Annotated in this window: 17 protein-coding genes and 1 pseudogene; 8 read left to right on the top strand and 10 right to left on the bottom strand. The window is 66.8% G+C overall.

The window, feature by feature from the left end; genetic code table 11:
• Window positions 1–142 precede the first annotated feature (142 nt).
• Both TEP_RS08295 and TEP_RS08290 read right to left on the bottom strand, forming a co-directional pair.
• Entirely contained in the window at window positions 143–472 is a 330-nt protein-coding gene (locus TEP_RS08295; RefSeq protein ID WP_223485807.1) for a DUF3817 domain-containing protein, read from the bottom strand.
• An 88-nt stretch (window positions 473–560) separates the two neighbouring features.
• Window positions 561–1,496: a TIGR03571 family LLM class oxidoreductase gene (locus TEP_RS08290; protein WP_132824923.1), complete on the bottom strand. Its 936-nt coding sequence runs from the start codon at window positions 1,494–1,496 to the stop codon at window positions 561–563.
• Window positions 1,497–1,549: 53 nt separating this feature from the next.
• Here TEP_RS08290 and TEP_RS08285 point away from each other — a divergent pair, with 53 nt between their 5' ends.
• The 5 genes from TEP_RS08285 to TEP_RS08265 all read left to right on the top strand — a co-directional run bounded on the left by TEP_RS08285 (window position 1,550) and on the right by TEP_RS08265 (window position 5,527).
• On the top strand, window positions 1,550–2,029 hold the full coding sequence (locus TEP_RS08285) for a GNAT family N-acetyltransferase (protein ID WP_132824922.1): 480 nt from the start codon (window positions 1,550–1,552) through the stop codon (window positions 2,027–2,029).
• 99 nt (window positions 2,030–2,128) lie between these two features.
• On the top strand, window positions 2,129–3,652 hold the full coding sequence (locus tag TEP_RS08280) for a thioredoxin family protein (RefSeq protein WP_132824921.1): 1,524 nt from the start codon (window positions 2,129–2,131) through the stop codon (window positions 3,650–3,652).
• Between the two features lie 335 nt (window positions 3,653–3,987).
• Window positions 3,988–4,617 (top strand): superoxide dismutase, encoded by a 630-nt coding sequence (locus tag TEP_RS08275; protein WP_132824920.1) that lies wholly within the window; start codon window positions 3,988–3,990, stop codon window positions 4,615–4,617.
• A complete protein-coding gene (locus tag TEP_RS08270; protein ID WP_132824919.1) occupies window positions 4,614–5,189 on the top strand; it encodes a flavin reductase family protein in 576 nt (191 codons plus the stop codon). The genes TEP_RS08275 and TEP_RS08270 overlap by 4 nt, the downstream gene beginning before the upstream one ends.
• The gene (locus TEP_RS08265) at window positions 5,189–5,527 is read left to right on the top strand and encodes a tetratricopeptide repeat protein (RefSeq protein WP_132824918.1); all 339 of its coding nucleotides are present in this window, start codon (window positions 5,189–5,191) and stop codon (window positions 5,525–5,527) included. The genes TEP_RS08270 and TEP_RS08265 overlap by 1 nt, the downstream gene beginning before the upstream one ends.
• Before the next feature lie 4 nt (window positions 5,528–5,531).
• On the opposite strand, the gene TEP_RS08260 is transcribed toward TEP_RS08265, so the two are convergent.
• The gene (locus TEP_RS08260; protein WP_132824917.1) at window positions 5,532–6,680 is read right to left on the bottom strand and encodes an acyl-CoA desaturase; all 1,149 of its coding nucleotides are present in this window, start codon (window positions 6,678–6,680) and stop codon (window positions 5,532–5,534) included.
• A 13-nt stretch (window positions 6,681–6,693) separates the two neighbouring features.
• Complete coding sequence (locus tag TEP_RS08255; RefSeq protein ID WP_240790658.1) at window positions 6,694–7,764, bottom strand: ferredoxin reductase; 1,071 nt, start codon at window positions 7,762–7,764, stop codon at window positions 6,694–6,696.
• 92 nt (window positions 7,765–7,856) lie between these two features.
• Here TEP_RS08255 and fabR point away from each other — a divergent pair, with 92 nt between their 5' ends.
• Window positions 7,857–8,513 carry an HTH-type transcriptional repressor FabR gene (gene fabR / locus TEP_RS08250; protein WP_025878574.1) on the top strand — a complete coding sequence of 219 codons (657 nt, stop codon included), beginning with the start codon at window positions 7,857–7,859 and terminating at the stop codon, window positions 8,511–8,513.
• A gap of 156 nt (window positions 8,514–8,669) precedes the next feature.
• Here fabR and TEP_RS08245 read toward each other — a convergent pair.
• Both TEP_RS08245 and mntR read right to left on the bottom strand, forming a co-directional pair.
• Window positions 8,670–8,810 (bottom strand): annotated as a pseudogene (locus TEP_RS08245) (iron dependent repressor, metal binding and dimerization domain protein); the annotation flags it as partial.
• A 70-nt stretch (window positions 8,811–8,880) separates the two neighbouring features.
• Window positions 8,881–9,357, bottom strand: a complete 477-nt coding sequence (gene mntR / locus TEP_RS08240; RefSeq protein ID WP_132824915.1) for a manganese-binding transcriptional regulator MntR — start codon at window positions 9,355–9,357, stop codon at window positions 8,881–8,883.
• Between the two features lie 117 nt (window positions 9,358–9,474).
• Here mntR and TEP_RS08235 point away from each other — a divergent pair, with 117 nt between their 5' ends.
• Window positions 9,475–10,806 carry an Nramp family divalent metal transporter gene (locus TEP_RS08235; protein ID WP_132824914.1) on the top strand — a complete coding sequence of 444 codons (1,332 nt, stop codon included), beginning with the start codon at window positions 9,475–9,477 and terminating at the stop codon, window positions 10,804–10,806.
• 141 nt (window positions 10,807–10,947) lie between these two features.
• Here TEP_RS08235 and TEP_RS08230 read toward each other — a convergent pair whose 3' ends face one another.
• The 4 genes from TEP_RS08230 to TEP_RS08215 form a co-directional block, all read right to left on the bottom strand.
• Window positions 10,948–11,274 carry a thioredoxin family protein gene (locus tag TEP_RS08230; protein WP_132824913.1) on the bottom strand — a complete coding sequence of 109 codons (327 nt, stop codon included), beginning with the start codon at window positions 11,272–11,274 and terminating at the stop codon, window positions 10,948–10,950.
• Window positions 11,246–11,725, bottom strand: a complete 480-nt coding sequence (locus TEP_RS08225; protein WP_165933950.1) for a flavodoxin — start codon at window positions 11,723–11,725, stop codon at window positions 11,246–11,248. The genes TEP_RS08230 and TEP_RS08225 overlap by 29 nt, the downstream gene beginning before the upstream one ends.
• Before the next feature lie 13 nt (window positions 11,726–11,738).
• Window positions 11,739–12,779 carry a ribonucleotide-diphosphate reductase subunit beta gene (locus TEP_RS08220; protein ID WP_025878567.1) on the bottom strand — a complete coding sequence of 347 codons (1,041 nt, stop codon included), beginning with the start codon at window positions 12,777–12,779 and terminating at the stop codon, window positions 11,739–11,741.
• A gap of 114 nt (window positions 12,780–12,893) precedes the next feature.
• Entirely contained in the window at window positions 12,894–15,221 is a 2,328-nt protein-coding gene (locus tag TEP_RS08215) for a ribonucleoside-diphosphate reductase subunit alpha (RefSeq protein WP_240790749.1), read from the bottom strand.
• 479 nt (window positions 15,222–15,700) lie between these two features.
• Between TEP_RS08215 and TEP_RS08210 the strand changes: the two genes are divergently transcribed.
• Window positions 15,701–16,678 carry a zinc-binding dehydrogenase gene (locus TEP_RS08210; protein ID WP_132824911.1) on the top strand — a complete coding sequence of 326 codons (978 nt, stop codon included), beginning with the start codon at window positions 15,701–15,703 and terminating at the stop codon, window positions 16,676–16,678.
• Window positions 16,679–16,753: the final 75 nt, after the last annotated feature.

Here is a 16,753-nt window from a genome sequence, read left to right as displayed (position 1 = left end):
CCGTAACCAGGGAGGGAACGCCGGGCGCATCCGCACCCCGCGCGACGTCGCCCTGTCAGGCGGCGACGCCATCCTTAAATGATAACGGCTCGCATTTGCATTTGATACCCATTCGCTTAACGGGCGCGCACCTGCGGGTCCATCACTGCCCTGCGCGTACCGACAGCAGGCCGCGACGCTTGAACCACCACTCCAGCGGCAGGGTCACCAGCGGCGGAATCGCAGCCAGCAAGGCCAGCCCCGTTGCCCACCATGGCCAGCGCAGGCGCAGCGCCGCAAACAGCGTCACCGCCACGTAGACCAGGAACGCCACGCCATGCAGCGGCCCGAACAGCTTCACCAGCGCGACGTTGGCCTGCGGGCCGTACTTGAGCCACATGCCGGCCAGCAGACCGGCCCAGGTGATGGCCTCGATGAAGGCGACGACGGCGAAAAGGCGCCCGGTCGGGTGCAGCGGGTTACGGTGGGTCACGCAGGGCTCCAGCGCTGGATATCAAATGCGAATGATACGCAGATGCGAACATGCCGGATACCTGCGGCGTGTCCACCAAGGTGGACACCTACCGACGCGTATCGGGCAGGACGTGCTCGCTGATCTCGGCCAGTACGTCGTCCACCGGCCGGCCGTTGTCCATCAGGTTGAACATCACATGCGCCACACCCTGCGCGTGTACGCGTTGCAGGTACGCGCGCAGGCCATCGCGGCCCACCTTCAGGCCCAGCGGCAGCGGCTCCGCCGGCGCAGTTGGATCGGCCTGCAGGTCCAGCAGCATCGACTGCACGAATGGCTTGGGCGCGCCGCCGCTCTGGGCCAGCGCCTGCTGCCACAGACCGATGCGCCCTTCCTGCGCGGTCTCTTCGCGATGATAGGTCGCCCAGCCTTCGGCCTCGCGTGCGATCCACTGCAGGCTCTGCCGCGCAGTACCGACCACCAGCATCGGAATGCGCCTTGCCGGCGTAGGAAGTACGTCGTATCCACCGGTTGCCTGCAACACCGGCGCGCGCTCGGAGGGTTCGGGGGACAGCGCCGCACGCAGCAGCGACCAGCGCTCGCGGAAGGTGCCCGCCCTGCCCTGTAGGTCCTCGCCGAAGGCCGCGAACTCTTCTGGTCGATCACCCGAGCCAAGCCCCAGCACGAAGCGTCCACCGCTGATCCGGTCCAGCGTCAGCGCCGATTTCGCTACCTGCAGCGGTTGCCGCAACGGCAGCACGATGGCCGCAGTGCCGATCACGATGCGCTCGGTCGCCGCGGCCAGCATGCCCAACCACAGGAACGGATCATCCAGCGCACTGGCGGTCGCATCCGGCCCCTGCGGCACCATCAGCGGCACATCGCGGGTCCACAGCGCAGCAAAGCCCAGATCGTCGGCCAGCCGCGCGACGCGGCGCGCCTCCTGCGGATCGGCCAGGCCATGTGCGGCCACCGGCGTCATCAGGCCAAGGCTCAAGCCCTGCTCTGGAAACAGACGTGCATGGGCAGGATTGAAATCAGTCATGCCGCCAGCTTAGCGTGGGCATTGATACCGTCCCACAACAGGAAGTACAGCGCATGCCCAGGATCCGTCCCGCCCACGTCGATGACCTGCCCGCGATCAGCGCGGTGTGCATGGCCGCCTTCACTGCAGCCGTTGCGCCCATGCTTACCGCCGAGGGCATCGCCACCTTCGGCAACGTGGCCGCAGCCAGCGCGTTCGCCGAGCGCCTGCAGGGTGACAACCACATCCTGGTGGCCGAACAGGAGGGCCGTGTGGCCGGCGTGGCGGAACTGAAGGCGGGCCAGCACCTGGCGATGCTGTTCGTCGCGCCGGAGCTGCAGGGGCAAGGCATCGGTCGTGCCCTGCTGCAGGCGGTGCTGCCGCAGGTACGCGGCCCGCAGATGACCGTGCGCGCCTCGCTCAACGCGGTGCCGGCCTACGAACACTATGGGTTCGTGCTGGATGGCGACGTCGGCGAGTACCACGGCCTGATCTACCAGCCGTTGGTGTTGGCGGTGCCCGCTGCGGTGGCTGCGCCCCCTGGTCCGCACTGATACCCAGCCCACATGCCGTGCTGCGCGTGCGACATAAGCAAACTGCATCAGCCAGCACCCCGACCGTTCCTACAATGGCCCACCACCCTGTCCTTTGAGATGCTGCCGATGCGCGTCGCGCTTTCCCTGCTGCTGTTGGCCTCGGCCCTGAGCGCCTGCTCCCCCGCGTCCGCGCCGGTACCGACGGCCAAGGCGGCATCGACCGCCCCGGCCTCCGCCATCGCCTGGCGCCAGGGCGACGTGGATGATGCGTTCAACGAAGCCGCCGAGAGTGGCAAGCCGGTGCTGCTGTACTGGGGCGCGGTGTGGTGCCCGCCGTGCAACCAGCTCAAGGCGGGGCTGTTCAAGGATCCGGCCTTCATCGCACTGACCGGCAAATTCGTGCCGGTCTACCTGGACGGCGACGAAGAAGGCGCGCAGGCATGGGGCGAACGCTTCGGCGTGCGCGGCTATCCGACCCTGATCGTGCTCGACCCGCAGCGCAACGAAATCACCCGCGTGGCCGGCGGCAACGACGCGGCCGAACTGAACCGGGCCCTGACCGTCGCCGCCAGCCGCCGCAGCGCTGTCGCCGAAACACTTGCGACCGCGCTGGCGACGCCGGCCACGCTTGGCGCCGAAGACTGGCAGGTGCTGGGCGATTACGGCTGGGAGGTGGATGCCAACCGCCTGGCTGGCAAGCGCAGCGCCCAGGACGTGCTGCAGCAGCTGGCCAAGGCCGCACCCGAGCCTGCGCTGCAGCGTCGCTTCGCGCTGCTCGCCTTGGCTACCGCCGGGAAGCCGACGGCAGCGCCCACCCAGGTACGCGAACTGTTGCAGGCGGTGCTGGCACAACCGGCGGAGGTACGTCGCAACCGCGAGCTGCTCGGTTATGCCGGCGCGGGGCTGGTGAAGCAGGCCAGCGCTGGTCCGGCCAGCAGCAATGCCCTCGGCCAGCAGTTGCTGGTCGCGCTGGAACGTGCCGATGCCGCGCGTGGTGATCGCGCAGACGATGCCTTGTCACGCGCGTTGACCGAGTTGGCGTTGGCCCGCCAGCAGCAGCCTGAAGGCGCGCTGCCGGCAGCACTGGTGCAGCGCGTAAAGCAGCGCGTGGCCGCCGCCGATGCCGCAGCCACCGATGCACACGCGCGCCAGGCCACCATCAGCAGCGCCGTCTACGCGCTGCGTCAGGTCGATGATGATGCAGGCGCCGAGGCCTTGCTGCTGGCAGAGCTGAAGCGCAGCGAGCAGCCTTACTACTATATGCCGGAACTGGCCGAACTGGCCGAGCAGCGCGGCGATACCGCCGGCGCCCTGGAATGGCTGAAGCGTGCCTATGAAGGCGCGCAGGGCCCTGCGACGCGCGTGCAGTGGGGCGTGCTGTACGTGGAAGGCCTGCTGCGGCTGGCACCCGATGATGCACCGCGTATCGAGCAGGCCACCGAGGCCTTGATCGCCGAGCTGGACAAGCAGCCGTCCGGCTACCACCAGCGCACGCGCCAGCGCTTCGAACGACTGGCCGGGCAGCTGCAGGCATGGAGCGCCAAGCACAAGGGTGCGGACACGCTGGCGCGGCTGCAGCAGCGGATGCAGGCCGCCTGTGGTGAGCAGGTTGATAGCGGCTGCAAGGAATGGCTGAGCTGACGCCAGGCGCAGGATTCGACGGATACAGGTAGTGCCGGCCGCTGGCCGGCAGCCGACCGTATCCGACTGAAACTAAAGGGCCTGAGCCCGGTAAAGTACCGGGAACAGGTCGCGCTGGCTGCCTGACCCCCCAACTGTCCAACTTTAAGGGGTCACTTCATGGATGGGTTTACGGCGTGTCCTGCATGGGCCCATCCGCCCACGCGATCCCGGGACAGTCAACGCGCCGACAGCGCCCTCTTTTCAACCACCCCGCTTGACCTCAACCAATGTTGAGGTGCGATAACAGTCTCCCCACGGCCATACCCCTGGCCTTCCCCACGGAGACTGTCTCGATGCCGTACCCGCTTCCCGCCCTCCCCTATGCCTACGACGCCCTCGAGCCGCACTTCGATGCGCGCACGATGGAAATCCATCACAGCAAGCATCACCAGGCCTACGTCAACAACCTCAATGCCGCGCTGGAACAGGCGGGCCTGCCGGCACAGCCGGTGGAAACGCTGATCGCCGACCTCGACGCCCTGCCCGAATCGATCCGCGGTGCAGTGCGCAACAACGGCGGCGGCCACGCCAACCACAGCCTGTTCTGGACCGTGCTCAGCGCCAATGGCGGCACCGCCGATGACGAGCTTGCCGCGGCCATCGATCGTGACCTCGGTGGCTACGACGCCTTCAAGGAAACCTTCAGCAAGGCCGCGCAGACCCGGTTCGGCAGTGGCTGGGCGTGGCTGACCGTCGATCGCGATGGCCGCCTGCAGGTCGAAAGCACCGCCAACCAGGACAGCCCGCTGATGGGCGTGGCGGCTGGCGCCTCCGGCAACACCCCGATCCTTGCCCTGGATGTCTGGGAACACGCCTACTACCTGCATTACCAGAACCGTCGCCCGGACTACATCGGCGCGTTCTTCAACCTCATCAACTGGGCCGAGGTCGGCCGGCGCTACCGCCAGGCCAAGGCCGCATGAACACGGACTCCGGTGCATACGCCGGGCCGTGGGCGGGGGTGTTCCCCGCTCCGGCACCGGTGCCATCGGTCAGCCTGCCACCGCGTGCGCTGCGGCGGTTGCTCGGCCATTTCCCTACCGGCGTGGCGATCGTCTGCGCCCGCGACGCACAGGGAAAACCGCAGGGGCTGACCATCAACTCGTTCGTGCCGATCTCGCTGCAGCCGCCACTGGTGCTGTGGAACCTCGCCCTGCATGCGCAGAGCCTGTCCACGTTCCAGCGCGCCACCCGCTTTGCGATCAGCGTGCTCGGCGCTGGCCAGGAAGCGCTGGCGCGCCGGTTCGCCGATCCGCAGGTGCGCCATCGATTCACCGATGTGCCCTTGCTGGACGACGGCGAAGACGCGCCACCGCGCATCGCCGGTGCCGTGGTCCACCTCACCTGCACCCGCCACGCGCAGTGGCCGGTCGGCGATCACCTGTTGCTGGCCGGGCGCATTGTCGATGTGCAGGAAGCAGGCGGTGCACCACTGCTGTTCCATCGCGGCCGCTTCCAGGCGGGACCGGTGGAAACCCTGCTGGAGGTGCGCTGATGGACATCGAAACGCTGGAGAGGATGCTTGCCGCCGGCAAGGACAGCGCACTGCTGCGCTTCGGCCTGGGCAAGAGCTGGCTGGATGCCGGCGACCCGGTGCGCGCAGCCACCCATCTGGGCCGCTGCGTGGTGCTGGACCCGGACTATTCGGCGGCGTGGAAGCTGCTGGGCAAGGCCTGGCTGGCCGGTGGCCAGCCGCAGGCGGCGCGCGAAGCGTGGCAGCGCGGGCTCAGCGTGGCCGGCAGCAAGGGCGACCAGCAGGCCCGCAAGGAAATGCAGGTGTTCCTGCGCAGGCTCGATCGCGATCCGCCTGCGCTGTTGGCGAAGGCCGGCTGAAGACTCAGCCGGCGTTGGCCGACGCCGGTGCCGGCATGATGTCCGGCATCGGCATGCGGCGCGGCTTGCTGGGGAACGCGTGGCGCAGGATCCGCCAGACCACCTGGGTGAACTGCCGCGGCAGCGAGCCGTTGTTGTAGTGCTGGCCGTAGCGCCGGCAGATGTCCTTCACTTCCTTGGCGATGGCCGCATAGCGGTTGGCCGGCAGGTCCGGGTAGAAGTGGTGCTCGATCTGGTGGCTGAGGTTGCCCGACAGCACGTTGATCACGAAACCGCCGCTGATGTTGGACGAACCGCGCAGCTGGCGCAGGTACCAGTGGCCACGCGATTCATTGCGCAGGCATTCCTTCGGGAAGGTTTCCGATTCGGCGGTGAAGTGGCCGCAGAAGATGATCACGTAGGTCCAGATGTTGCGCAGGCCGTTGGCCACCATGTTGCCCAGCATCACCGGCAGGAAGAACGGACCGGCCAGCAGCGGGAAGAACACGTAGTCCTTCAGCACCTGGCGGATCATCTTGCGGGCCACCGGACGGGTCTGCAGCCACATCGCACGGCTGCTGATGCGGCCCTTGAACCAGCGCCCCAGGCGCAGGTCCTGCGCCGCCACGCCCCACTGGAACAGCAGCGCGAAGATCGGTGCGATGATCGGCTGCAGCAGGTAGAACGGCTTCCAGCGCTGTTCCGGGAAGATGCGCAGCAGGCCATAGCCGATGTCATCGTCCATGCCACGCACGTTGGTGTAGGTGTGGTGGCGGAAATTATGGGTCTTGCGCCAGTTGTCGGCGGTGGCGACGATGTCCCATTCGTAGGTGTTGCCGTTGAGCTTGGGATCGCCGGTCCAGTCGTATTGGCCATGCATCACGTTGTGGCCCAGTTCCATGTTCTCCAGGATCTTGGCCAGCGCCAGCAGCAGCGTGCCGGCGATGCAGGCCGGCCACAGCAGCGGCGCCCAGAACAACGGAGAGAACGCGCCCAGGAACAGCAGGCTGCGGCCGAGCACGCCGGACCAGCGCACAGCCGCTGCGACGCGGCGGATGTAACGGGTGTCGGAGGCGCCGAGGCTGCCGATCACACGGTCGCGGATCGCATCGAGTTCCTCACCAAACGTCTGCATCTCGGCAGGGCTCAGGGCACGGTCGGTAGCGCGGGTCATGGCAGCGGAGTCCTCAGAGATCCAGGGTCAGGTCGGTGGTCGGCGCGCTCACGCAGATCCGCACCGGCACGGCCGTTTCGGACTGGGTATCGCCGGTGCGCAGGTGGCGGGTGGTGCCACTGACGCGTTCACAGGTACAGCTGTTGCAGATGCCCATGCGGCAGCCGTGCTTGGGCGCGATGCCCTGCGCCTCCAGGCTCTCCAGCAGCGAGCGGCCACGCGGCACGATCAGCCGCCGGCCGCTGCGGGCCAGGGTCAATGCAACCTCACCCAGGCTGTCGGCATCACTGAGTGCCGCAGGCGGCGTAAAGGCTTCAGCCTGGAAACCGGCCACCTGCTGCGCCAGCCGCGTGCGCGCAGCGGCAACGAAGCCATCGGGGCCACAGGCCAGCACATGGCGTTGCGCCAGCGGGGTATCGTCACCGGCAACGGCCAACGTGTGGCTGTCGATGCGCGCGGCCGTCACCTCGCCTTCGCGGGTGGTCAGCAGATGCACGCGCAGGTTCGGGTTCGCTGCGGCCAGCGCCTGCAGCTCATCACGGAACTGGAACGCCGCGGCGTTGCGCTCCCAGTAGAACAGGTCGACCGGCGCCGCCAGCGGGCGCTGGCAGGCGTCGCGCAGCAGGCTGCGCATGGGCGTGATGCCGCTGCCGGCGGCCAGCAGAAGTACCGGCGCTGCGGCGGGCATGTGGAAATCACCGAAGGCCGCATCCAGCCGGAACAGGTCGCCCGGCTTGGCATGCGCGACCAGATGCTGGCTGACCTTGCCGCCTTCCACCGCCTTGACGGTAATGGCCAGCTCACGACGGCCCAGGCGGGTCGGGCTGTAGCTGCGGCGCAATACACGCCCCTCAAGCTCGACGCCCAGGGTGACGTGCTGGCCGGCGCGCATCCCGGCCCAGTGCCGGTTGCAGCGCAGGACCAGGGTGGCGGCGCCCTCGCCGGCCGGCTCGCGCCGTACCAGGCGGGCCATCGGCTCACGCAGGGTCCACAACGGATTCAGCTGGCCCGCCCAGAAGTCGAACAGCGACGGCGACAGCCAGCGATACGGGGAAAACAGGGAAGGACGGACGACAGCGCTCATGGATGCACTATACGGCCGCACACACAGCTGTGTATACATGTGTATATTGCACCGGATTGGGTATGATTCAGCCTTGCCCCTCCGGAAGTACCATGGCCGCCGCCACCGTTCTGTCTCCGCCTGAAGATGCCAGCAGCCCGGCCCGCCGTACGGTGAGCCGCGAGGATCTGCTGGCCGCCGCGTTGAAACTGATCGGCCCGCATCGCAGCCTCTCCACCCTCAGCCTGCGCGAAGTCGCGCGCGAGGCGGGCATCGCACCCAACAGCTTCTACCGCCAGTTCCGCGACATGGACGAACTGGCCGTCGCCTTGATCGACGTGGCTGGACGCTCGCTCCGCACCATCATCGGCGAAGCCCGCCAGCGCGCTACGTCCAGCGCCACCAGCGTGGTACGCGTGTCGGTGGAAACCTTCATGGAACAGCTGCGTGCCGACGACAAGCTGCTGCACGTCCTGTTGCGCGAAGGCGCGGTCGGCTCGGACGATTTCAAGCACGCGGTCGAACGCGAACTGCACTACTTCGAAGAAGAACTGCAGCATGACCTGGTGCGCCTGGCCGCACTGGATGGCGCGGTACTGTACAAGCCGGAACTGGTGTCGATGGCGATCACCCGGCTGGTGTTTGCGATGGGCGCTTCGGCCATGGACCAGCCCCCTGAGAACGATCCGGAACTGGTCGAACAGATCTCCACGATGATCCGCATGATCATCGTCGGCGCGCGCACTCCCGCCGCCTTCCGCCGCGGCTGACCCCTTCCGGCGCAGCGCACTGCGGGAATGGTGGACGCGGGCATGTGCGCAACAGCAGGCGCCCTGCCCCGATGACGCCATTCAACCCCGGTAGCGCCGGGCCATGCCCGGCGAAATGCGTGAGGCGGCAACGCGCCCGCCGGGCANGGCCCGGCGCTACCGTTCGGCGGAACCGCCCTCGGCCTTGCGCACGAATGCGTCGAGCAGTGCCAGCGTCTGTTCGCTGACGTGGTGCTCGATGCCCTCGGCATCACGTCGCGCGGTATCCGGGTCCACGCCCAGCGCCAGGCGTTGAACCCCGGTAGCGCCGGGCCATGCCCGGCGAAATGCGGGAGGCGGCAACGCGCCCTCCGGGCATGGCCCGGCGCTACCGTTCGGCGGAACCGCCCTCGGCCTTGCGCACGAATGCGTCGAACAGCGCCAGTGTCTGTTCGCTGACGTGGTGCTCGATGCCCTCGGCATCACGTCGCGCGGTATCCGGGTCCACGCCCAGCGCCAGCAGGAAGCGCTCCACGGTCTGGTGGCGCTGGCGGCTGGCATGGGCCAGCGCCTCGCCCTCCGGGGTCAGGAACACGCCGCGGTACGGGCGCTGCACCACCCAGCCATCGCGGGCCAGCCGGCGCAGCATCTTCGCCACGGTCGGCTGGGCCACACCGAGGCGGGTGGCGATGTCGACCTGGCGGGCCTCGCCGCCGTCGGCCAGCAGGTCGGAGATCAGCTCGACATAATCCTCCACCAGCTCCATCCGGTGTGCTTCGCGCACCTGCCGGAAGCTCTCGACCTGGCGCTCGGCCTCGATCAAGGGGGTGCTTTTCAGCAATGTCGAATCGTCCGTCTTGCCCACGCGTGTGCCTGTCCTGCAGTTGTCATCCGGGTGCGAACCTGAATTCTGGACCAGTGACGCAGTAAAGACGATTGTTTCACATTGCTATGCGATATAGCAGTGGCTATATTGGCAGTCATGAACAGTGTCGCGCCCACCGACTCTCCGGCCTCCACCGCGGCCAGCCTGGGCGCGCTCAACGCGTCGATCGCCGTACCCGAAAAGGGCCATTGGTGGTTCCGGCTGCTGGCCTTCCTGGGCCCCGGCTACATGGTGTCGGTCGGTTACATGGATCCGGGCAACTGGGCGACCGATCTCGCAGGTGGCTCACGCTTCGGCTATCTGCTGCTGTCGGTCATCCTGATCTCCAACCTGATGGCGGTGATCCTGCAGGCGCTGTCGGCACGGCTGGGCATCGCCACCGGCATGGACCTGGCGCAGGCCTGCCGTGCGCGCTACCCCAAGCCGGTGAACCTGGCGCTGTGGGCGTTGTGCGAAGCGGCGATCATCGCCTGCGACCTGGCCGAAGTGATCGGCACGGCGATCGCGCTGAAACTGTTGTTCGATCTGCCGCTGCTGTGGGGCGCGGTGATCACCGCGCTGGACACGCTGCTGGTGCTGCTGTTGATGAACCGCGGTTTCCGCGCGCTGGAAGCCTTCGTGATCGCACTGCTGCTGGTGATCTTCGGCTGCTTCATGGTGCAGATCGCGCTGGCCGCGCCGCCGGTGATGCAGGTGCTGGGCGGTTTCATTCCGCGCGCGCAGGTGGTCACCGATCCGCATGCGCTGTACATCGCCATCGGCATCATCGGTGCAACGGTGATGCCGCACAACCTGTACCTGCATTCTTCCATCGTGCAGACCCGTGCCTATCCACGCACCGATGAAGGCCGTCGCAGCGCGCTGCGCTGGGCGGTGACCGACAGCACCTTTGCCTTGACCCTGGCGCTGTTCATCAATGCCAGCATCCTGATCCTGGCGGCGGCGGTGTTCCATGCCAACGGCCGCTTCGACGTGGAAGACATCGAGCAGGCGCACCAGTTGCTGGCACCGATGCTGGGCGTCGGCCTGGCCTCGACATTGTTCGCAGTGGCACTGCTCGCCTCCGGCCTGAACTCCACCGTGACCGCGACACTGGCCGGGCAGATCGTGATGGAAGGGTTCCTGCGCCTGCGCCTGCCACCGTGGCTGCGGCGGCTGATCACCCGCGCGCTGGCGATCATTCCGGTGGTGGTGGTCATCATGCTGTTCGGCGACCAGGGCGCGGTGAAGCTGCTGGTGCTGAGCCAGGTGGTGCTGTCCATGCAGCTGCCCTTCGCGATCATCCCGCTGGTACGCATCGTGACCGACAAGGTGACGATGGGCGCGCTGGTGGCACCGCGCTGGCTGGGCGGCATTGCCTGGGTGATCGCGCTGGTGATCGTGGTGCTGAACGTGAAGCTGCTGGTGGATACGTTCGCCGGCGGGTGACGCCAATGCCGGGGTCGGATCCCTTGCCGGAGGCAAGGGCTCTGACCCAGGTAGTTCCACGCCATGCATGGATGCCCTTGTCACGGTATGGGGGTCAGAGCCCTTGCCTCCGGCAAGGGATCCGACCCCGCCATCTCTGCGTCATAGATGCAACGCGATCGCGGCCTCAATCTGCTGCGGCGACTGGAAACCCGGCATGCGCATGCGCTCGTCACCGTCCAGGAACAGCGACAACGTAGGGGTCTGCCGCAGGCCCAGCTCGCGGAAGAACGCCTCGCCCACCACCTCCAGCTGCACCCGCAGCAGGGTCGTGCCCTGCCCTGCAGTGCCGCTGGCCACCCGCTGCAGCGACATATCCAGCATCCGGCAGCCCGGGCACTGGTCCTTGTGGAAGTCCACCAGCACGCGTGGATGGTCGGCCAGCAACTGCTGGAACTGCTCAGGCGTGGTGGCGTCGATGATCTGCATCGGTGGTACTCCAGTAGTGGTCCAGGACCGCATCGGTCCAGGTATCGATGGCCGCGGCATGCCTCCGGCCATGTGGCATCTGTTCGATCTCCAGCGGCGGGTAGCCACTGTCGAAATAGCGGATCAGCCGGTGCACCGCACCGCAGTAGTACTCCTGCCCCCACTGCGTTTCACCGGTGCCGAACACCGCCACCTGCCGCGGCCGCTGGCCGCGCTCGGCGATGCCTGCCACCCAGGCCTTCATCTCCGACGGTGTGCGCCCGGCGTTGTCGGTCCAGCAGCCCAGCAGCACCAGGTCGGCCTCGTCCACCGGCAACGGCGGGGCCTGGCGCAGGTCGTCGGCCTCCTGCCAGTGCACGGCGTGGCCTGCGGCCCGGCAACGCGCGGCGATGTGGCGGCCGAGCTCACGGGTGTTGCCGCTGAGCGACGCCACCACGATCAGGATGCGCAGCGCCGGGCCGCGCTCAGAGGTCGTCGAAGCCGTTGTCGACGTTGGTCTTCTTGTAGCTTGCATTGCGCATCTCGAAGAAGTCGGTCTTGGTCTCGGTGAAGTTGTCGGCGTAGGCCTTGATCCACGGCATCACGTTGTCGGTGGTGTCGCTGTACAGGCGCTCGATGCCGAGCATGCCGGCCATCTTGTTGGCGCGGTACTTCACGTAGCGCACCATCTCGTCCACGTCGATGCCATCGATGCCATCGAGCACCTCCGCCGACCACTGGGTTTCCAGTTCAATGGCGTGTTCGAACGACTGGTGCACGTAGGCGGTCAGCTCGTTGGTCTGCAGTTCCGGGTTCTCGCCGATGATGGCGCGGATCAGCTCGCTGATGAACTTGGTGTGGGCCAGCTCATCACGGTTGATGAAGCTGATGATCTTGCCGGTGCCGTTCATGCGGTTCTGCCGCACCATGTTGTAGAAGTACGCGAAGCCGGAATAGAAGTTGATGCCTTCCAGGATCGAGGACTGGATCAACGACTTCAGCAGGGTTTCGGCGGTCTTCTCGCGCATGAAATCGTCATAGGCCCCCATGATCGGCGCGTTGCGCTTGATGATGGTGGGATGGGTGCGGGCGATCTCGAAGATGCGGTTCTGGTTGGGCAGGTCGGTGATCGAGGCAAGCACGTAGCTGTAGCTCTCGTTGTGGATCACCTCCTGCTGGCCGATGATCGCCGCATTGGCGTGCGCGGCCGGATCGGTGATGTACTCGGCGACGTTGTAGATGAAGCGCGTCTGCGGCGAATCCAGCGTGGCCAGCAGGCCGATGATGGAATCGTAGGCGTTCTTCTCGCGCGCGTTGAGCTCGCCGTACTGGCGTGCATCCACCTTCATGTCCACCTCGTCGGGGATCCAGAAGTTGGTCGACAGCTCCTTGTAGGCGCGATAGAACGACGGGTACGGAATGTCGTTCCAGTTCAGGATGCCGCTGGTGCGGCCGTTGATGATGCCGGTGCTGCGGTTGGGGTGGCGCGGTTCGAGGATCTTGATGCGGTCCAAGGGTGTTGCCATGGTCTTTCCTGCAGAGGTAGCGCCGGGCCACGCCCGGCGGAAGTTAAGGTGCGGTGGCCGCGCGGTGCGCTCGCCGGGCATGGCCCGGCGCTACCGCGGCTCGGGCGCAGCGAATCAGCTCGAGCACCACTCGCACTCGCTGATGTCGATGTCGTTGGAGCGCACGTAGTAGGTGGTCTTCAACCCTTCCCGCCAGGCACTCAGGTGCAGCTCCAGCAGGGTGCTGGCGCGGATCGTGCTGGGCACGTACAGATTGAAGCTGATCGACTGGTCCACATGGCGCTGGCGGCGTGCGTTCTGCCGCACGCTGGCGAACTGGTCGACCTTGTAGGCACCCTTCTCGTAGTACGGCCAGGTGTCCAGCGACAGGCCAGGCGCGGCCACCGGTCGCCGGAAGTCCTTCTTTTCCTCGTAGTAGAACGCACTGTAGATCGGATCGATCGACGCGGTGGAGCCGGCGATCTGCGCGGTGCTCATGTTCGGCGCCACCGCCAGCAGCCAGCCATTGCGCAGGCCGTTGGTGGCCACCTCGCGCGCAAGACTGTCCCAGGCCGCACCGCTGTAATCGCGGTCACGGAAATAGTTGCCGTTGTGCCAGTCGCTGCCAGCGAACATCGGATAGCTGCCCTTCTCCTTGGCCAGCTGCGCGCTGGCCTGGATGGTCAGGAAGTTGATGCGCTCGAACAGGCGATCGGACAGTTCCTCGGCCTCGGGCGATTCCCAATGGATCGCCTGCTGTGCCAGCAGGTGGTGCCAGCCGAACGTGCCCAGGCCGATGGCGCGGTACTTGCGGTTGGTGATGGTGGCCTGCGGCACCGGCAGCGCATTGAGATCGATCACGTTGTCGAGCATGCGCACCTGGATCGGAATCAACCGTTCCAGCACATCCTTGGCCAGCAGATCCTCGGGGGCGGTGATGGCACGGCCGAGGTTGATCGACGACAGGTTGCAGACCACGAAGTCGCCCGCGCGGCGGGTAGTGACGATCTGGTCGCCGCTGACGATCTCCTGGATCATCCGCGTCGGGCTCATGTTCTGCAGGATCTCGGTGCACAGGTTGCTGGAATAGACCATGCCCGCATGCTTGTTCGGGTTCTTCCGGTTCACTTCGTCGCGGTAGAACAGGAACGGGTTGCCGGTTTCCAGCTGGCTGAGCATGATCCGCTTGAACAGGTCGATCGCCTTCACCGTGCGACGGCTGATGCGCTCGTCGGCCACCAGCTCGGCGTAGCGGTCGCGGAAGCTGCCCTGCCCTCGCTTCTCGTCGTAGAAATCCTGCAGGTACCAGCCCTTGGCCTGCTTCACCTCGTGCGGATCGAACAGGTACCAGTCGGCACGGCGCTCGACGGCCTCCATGAACAGGTCCGGCACGCAGATGGCGGTGAACACATCATGCGCACGCAGGCGCTGGTCGCCGTTGTTCAGGCGCAGGTCCATGAACGCCTCGATGTCGCGGTGCCAGATGTCCAGGTACACCGCCACTGCACCCTTGCGCTGGCCGAGCTGGTCGACCGACACCGCCGTGTTGTTGAGCTGCTTGATCCACGGCACCACGCCGCCGGACGAGTTGGGCACGCCGCGGATCGGCGCGCCACTGCTGCGCACGTACCCCAGGTACGCACCCACACCACCACCGTGCTTGGACACGCGGGCGATATCGGTGTTGGAGTCATAGATGCCCTGCAGGCTGTCGTCCACCGTGTCGATGAAGCAGCTCGACAGCTGGCCGCCGACCTTGCCGGCATTGGCCAGGGTCGGCGTGGCCACGGTCATGTACAGGTTGGACAACGCCCAGTACGCCTCGCCCACCAACTGCATGCGGCGCACGCGGCCGCCCTCACCAGCCCCGCCCTCGTTCTGCATCAGGTACAGGGCAATGGTCAGCCAGCGTTCCTGCGGCAGCTCATACACCTCGCGGCTGCGATCGGTAGCCAGGTAGCGCGTGGCCAGCAGGTACAGCCCGTTGTAGGCGAACAGACGATCGCGTTCGGGGTCGATCATCTCGCCGGCCTGCTGCAGCTCTTCCTTCGAATAGCAGCGCAGGATGTCATTGCTGTAGATGCCGCGGTCGGCCAGGCTTTCCTGCAGGCCCACGTAGGAACCGTACTTCAGGCTGACATCGTAGAAGCGGTTGCGGCAGGCGCGCTTGTAAAGCCGGCGCAGGTACAGGCGTGCAGCGAACTGTTCCCACTGCGGCGCGACAAGGTCGACGCGCGATTCCGCTTCGCGGATCAGCAGATCCACCAGATCATCGGCACTGATGCTGGGCTTGCGTTCGACCATCGCCAGCACCACGCGGCGATAGTCGGCCACATCCAGCTGCGGCAGCTCGGCGTGGATGGTATCGATGCTGCGCAGCAGGCGCGCCGCATCGAACGGCAGGCGACGATTGCCGGCTTCCTTGGTGATCCAGGTCGGCACGCGCTCGCCGCTGGCGCGCATGGCGTTGCCGGCGCCGGCCAGGTCGGCCACGCGGAAGGTACTGTCGGTCATGGTGGTGGAACTCCAGGCTCGTGCGCGCGTCGGCGCCCGATGCCATGGCGGCCCTGCACGCGATACCGGCGCACGGGGCGAACGGGTGAAGTGCCAAGGGGCGGGAACACAGGTCGTCGGCATCTGCCTGCGCCTGCGGCCGGTATCCGGGCCGTGGGGGCGACCTGCGTCCGCACGGTGGCGGCCGCGTCGACACGGCAAGCCTTCAGGGGCGGGCCGCGGGACGTTTGCTGCATGTCCGGCGGCGGCTGACCGGGAGTGACAGCCACAACATAGTGGGGATATTCCGAGCCGTCAACACAAGATGCGGTAATTGCGCACCGTCGCGACCATCGGTCGCAGGATGCCGTGTTGCACGTGCGCGGCCTTGTCGACGCCGGGCGCATCCCCAGTTCGGTACAACTTCAACTTTCATTGGAACACCGCCCATGCGCGCTGCCCTGTACTCCTCCTTCGGCGATCCAGCCCAGGTCCTCGCCGTTGCCGATGCCCCCCTGCCCGAACCCGGTCCCGGCGAAGTACGCATCCGCACCGTGCTGGCCTCGATCCACAACCACGATCTGCTGACCGTGCGTGGCCTGTATGGCTACAAGCCGACGCTGCCGGCGATCGGCGGCAGCGAAGCACTGGGCGTGGTCGATGCGCTCGGCGAAGGCGTCGACGGCCTGCAGATCGGCCAGCGGGTTGCCGCCGCCTCGGTGCACGGCACCTGGGCCGAAGCGTTCATCGCACCGGCGCGGATGGTGATCCCGATGCCGGACGCGATCGCCGATGAAATGGCCGCGCAGCTGATCGCCATGCCGCTGAGCGCGTTGATGCTGCTGGAATTCCTGCACGTCGAACAGGGCCAGTGGATCGTGCAGAACACCGCCAACGGTGCCGTCGGCAAATCGCTGGCGATGCTGGCAAAGGCGCGCGGCGTGCACGTGGCCAACCTGGTGCGCAATGCCGAGGCCGTGGCGCAACTGCAGGCACTGGGCATCGATCACGTGTTCGATACCTCGGTGGACGGCTGGAAGGACCGCGTGCGCGAAGCCACCGGGCAAGCGCAGGCCGCTGCTGCAGTCGATTCCATCGGTGGCGATGCCAGCGGCGACCTGGTCGACCTGCTCGGCCACCACGGCACCCTGGTCTCTTTCGGTGTGATGAGCGGCGAACCGATGCGCATTCCCGCCGGCGGCCTGATCTACAAGGAAGCCACGGTGAAGGGCTTCTGGGGCAGCAAGGTCAGCCAGGCAATGGCGGTGGAAGACAAGCGGCGGTTGGTGGGTGAACTGCTGAAGCGTGCGGCCGGGGGTGAACTCACCCTGCCGGTGGAGCAGATCTTCGCTTTGGACGACGTCGCCCAGGCGGCAAAAGCCGGTGCCGGTTCGGGCCGCAACGGCAAGGTGCTGCTGCGGCCTTGATGGCCGGGCGATCGGGGTCAGATCCCTTTCCGTTGGGCGATCGGGGTCAGATCCCTTTCCGTTGGAAAGGGATCT

This window comes from Stenotrophomonas sp. TEPEL (assembly GCF_004348785.1).
GTDB lineage: Bacteria > Pseudomonadota > Gammaproteobacteria > Xanthomonadales > Xanthomonadaceae > Stenotrophomonas > Stenotrophomonas indicatrix.
The sequence above is the reverse complement of the archived record's forward strand: the minus strand, read 5'-3'. Positions and strand labels throughout refer to the sequence as shown.

Bases quoted from the DNA above. Each gene is read 5' to 3' on its own strand.
- TEP_RS08290 (WP_132824923.1), bottom strand. From the start codon at position 1,496: ATGACTGATTTCAATCCTGCCCATGCACGTCTGTTTCCAGAGCAGGGC.
- TEP_RS08285 (WP_132824922.1), top strand. From the start codon at position 1,550: ATGCCCAGGATCCGTCCCGCCCACGTCGATGACCTGCCCGCGATCAGC.
- TEP_RS08280 (WP_132824921.1), top strand. From the start codon at position 2,129: ATGCTGCCGATGCGCGTCGCGCTTTCCCTGCTGCTGTTGGCCTCGGCC.
- TEP_RS08275 (WP_132824920.1), top strand. From the start codon at position 3,988: ATGCCGTACCCGCTTCCCGCCCTCCCCTATGCCTACGACGCCCTCGAG.
- TEP_RS08270 (WP_132824919.1), top strand. From the start codon at position 4,614: ATGAACACGGACTCCGGTGCATACGCCGGGCCGTGGGCGGGGGTGTTC.
- TEP_RS08265 (WP_132824918.1), top strand. From the start codon at position 5,189: ATGGACATCGAAACGCTGGAGAGGATGCTTGCCGCCGGCAAGGACAGC.
- TEP_RS08260 (WP_132824917.1), bottom strand. From the start codon at position 6,680: ATGACCCGCGCTACCGACCGTGCCCTGAGCCCTGCCGAGATGCAGACG.
- TEP_RS08255 (WP_240790658.1), bottom strand. From the start codon at position 7,764: ATGAGCGCTGTCGTCCGTCCTTCCCTGTTTTCCCCGTATCGCTGGCTG.
- fabR (WP_025878574.1), top strand. From the start codon at position 7,857: ATGGCCGCCGCCACCGTTCTGTCTCCGCCTGAAGATGCCAGCAGCCCG.
- TEP_RS08235 (WP_132824914.1), top strand. From the start codon at position 9,475: ATGAACAGTGTCGCGCCCACCGACTCTCCGGCCTCCACCGCGGCCAGC.
- TEP_RS08230 (WP_132824913.1), bottom strand. From the start codon at position 11,274: ATGCAGATCATCGACGCCACCACGCCTGAGCAGTTCCAGCAGTTGCTG.
- TEP_RS08220 (WP_025878567.1), bottom strand. From the start codon at position 12,779: ATGGCAACACCCTTGGACCGCATCAAGATCCTCGAACCGCGCCACCCC.
- TEP_RS08215 (WP_240790749.1), bottom strand. From the start codon at position 15,221: ATGCGCGCCAGCGGCGAGCGCGTGCCGACCTGGATCACCAAGGAAGCC.
- TEP_RS08210 (WP_132824911.1), top strand. From the start codon at position 15,701: ATGCGCGCTGCCCTGTACTCCTCCTTCGGCGATCCAGCCCAGGTCCTC.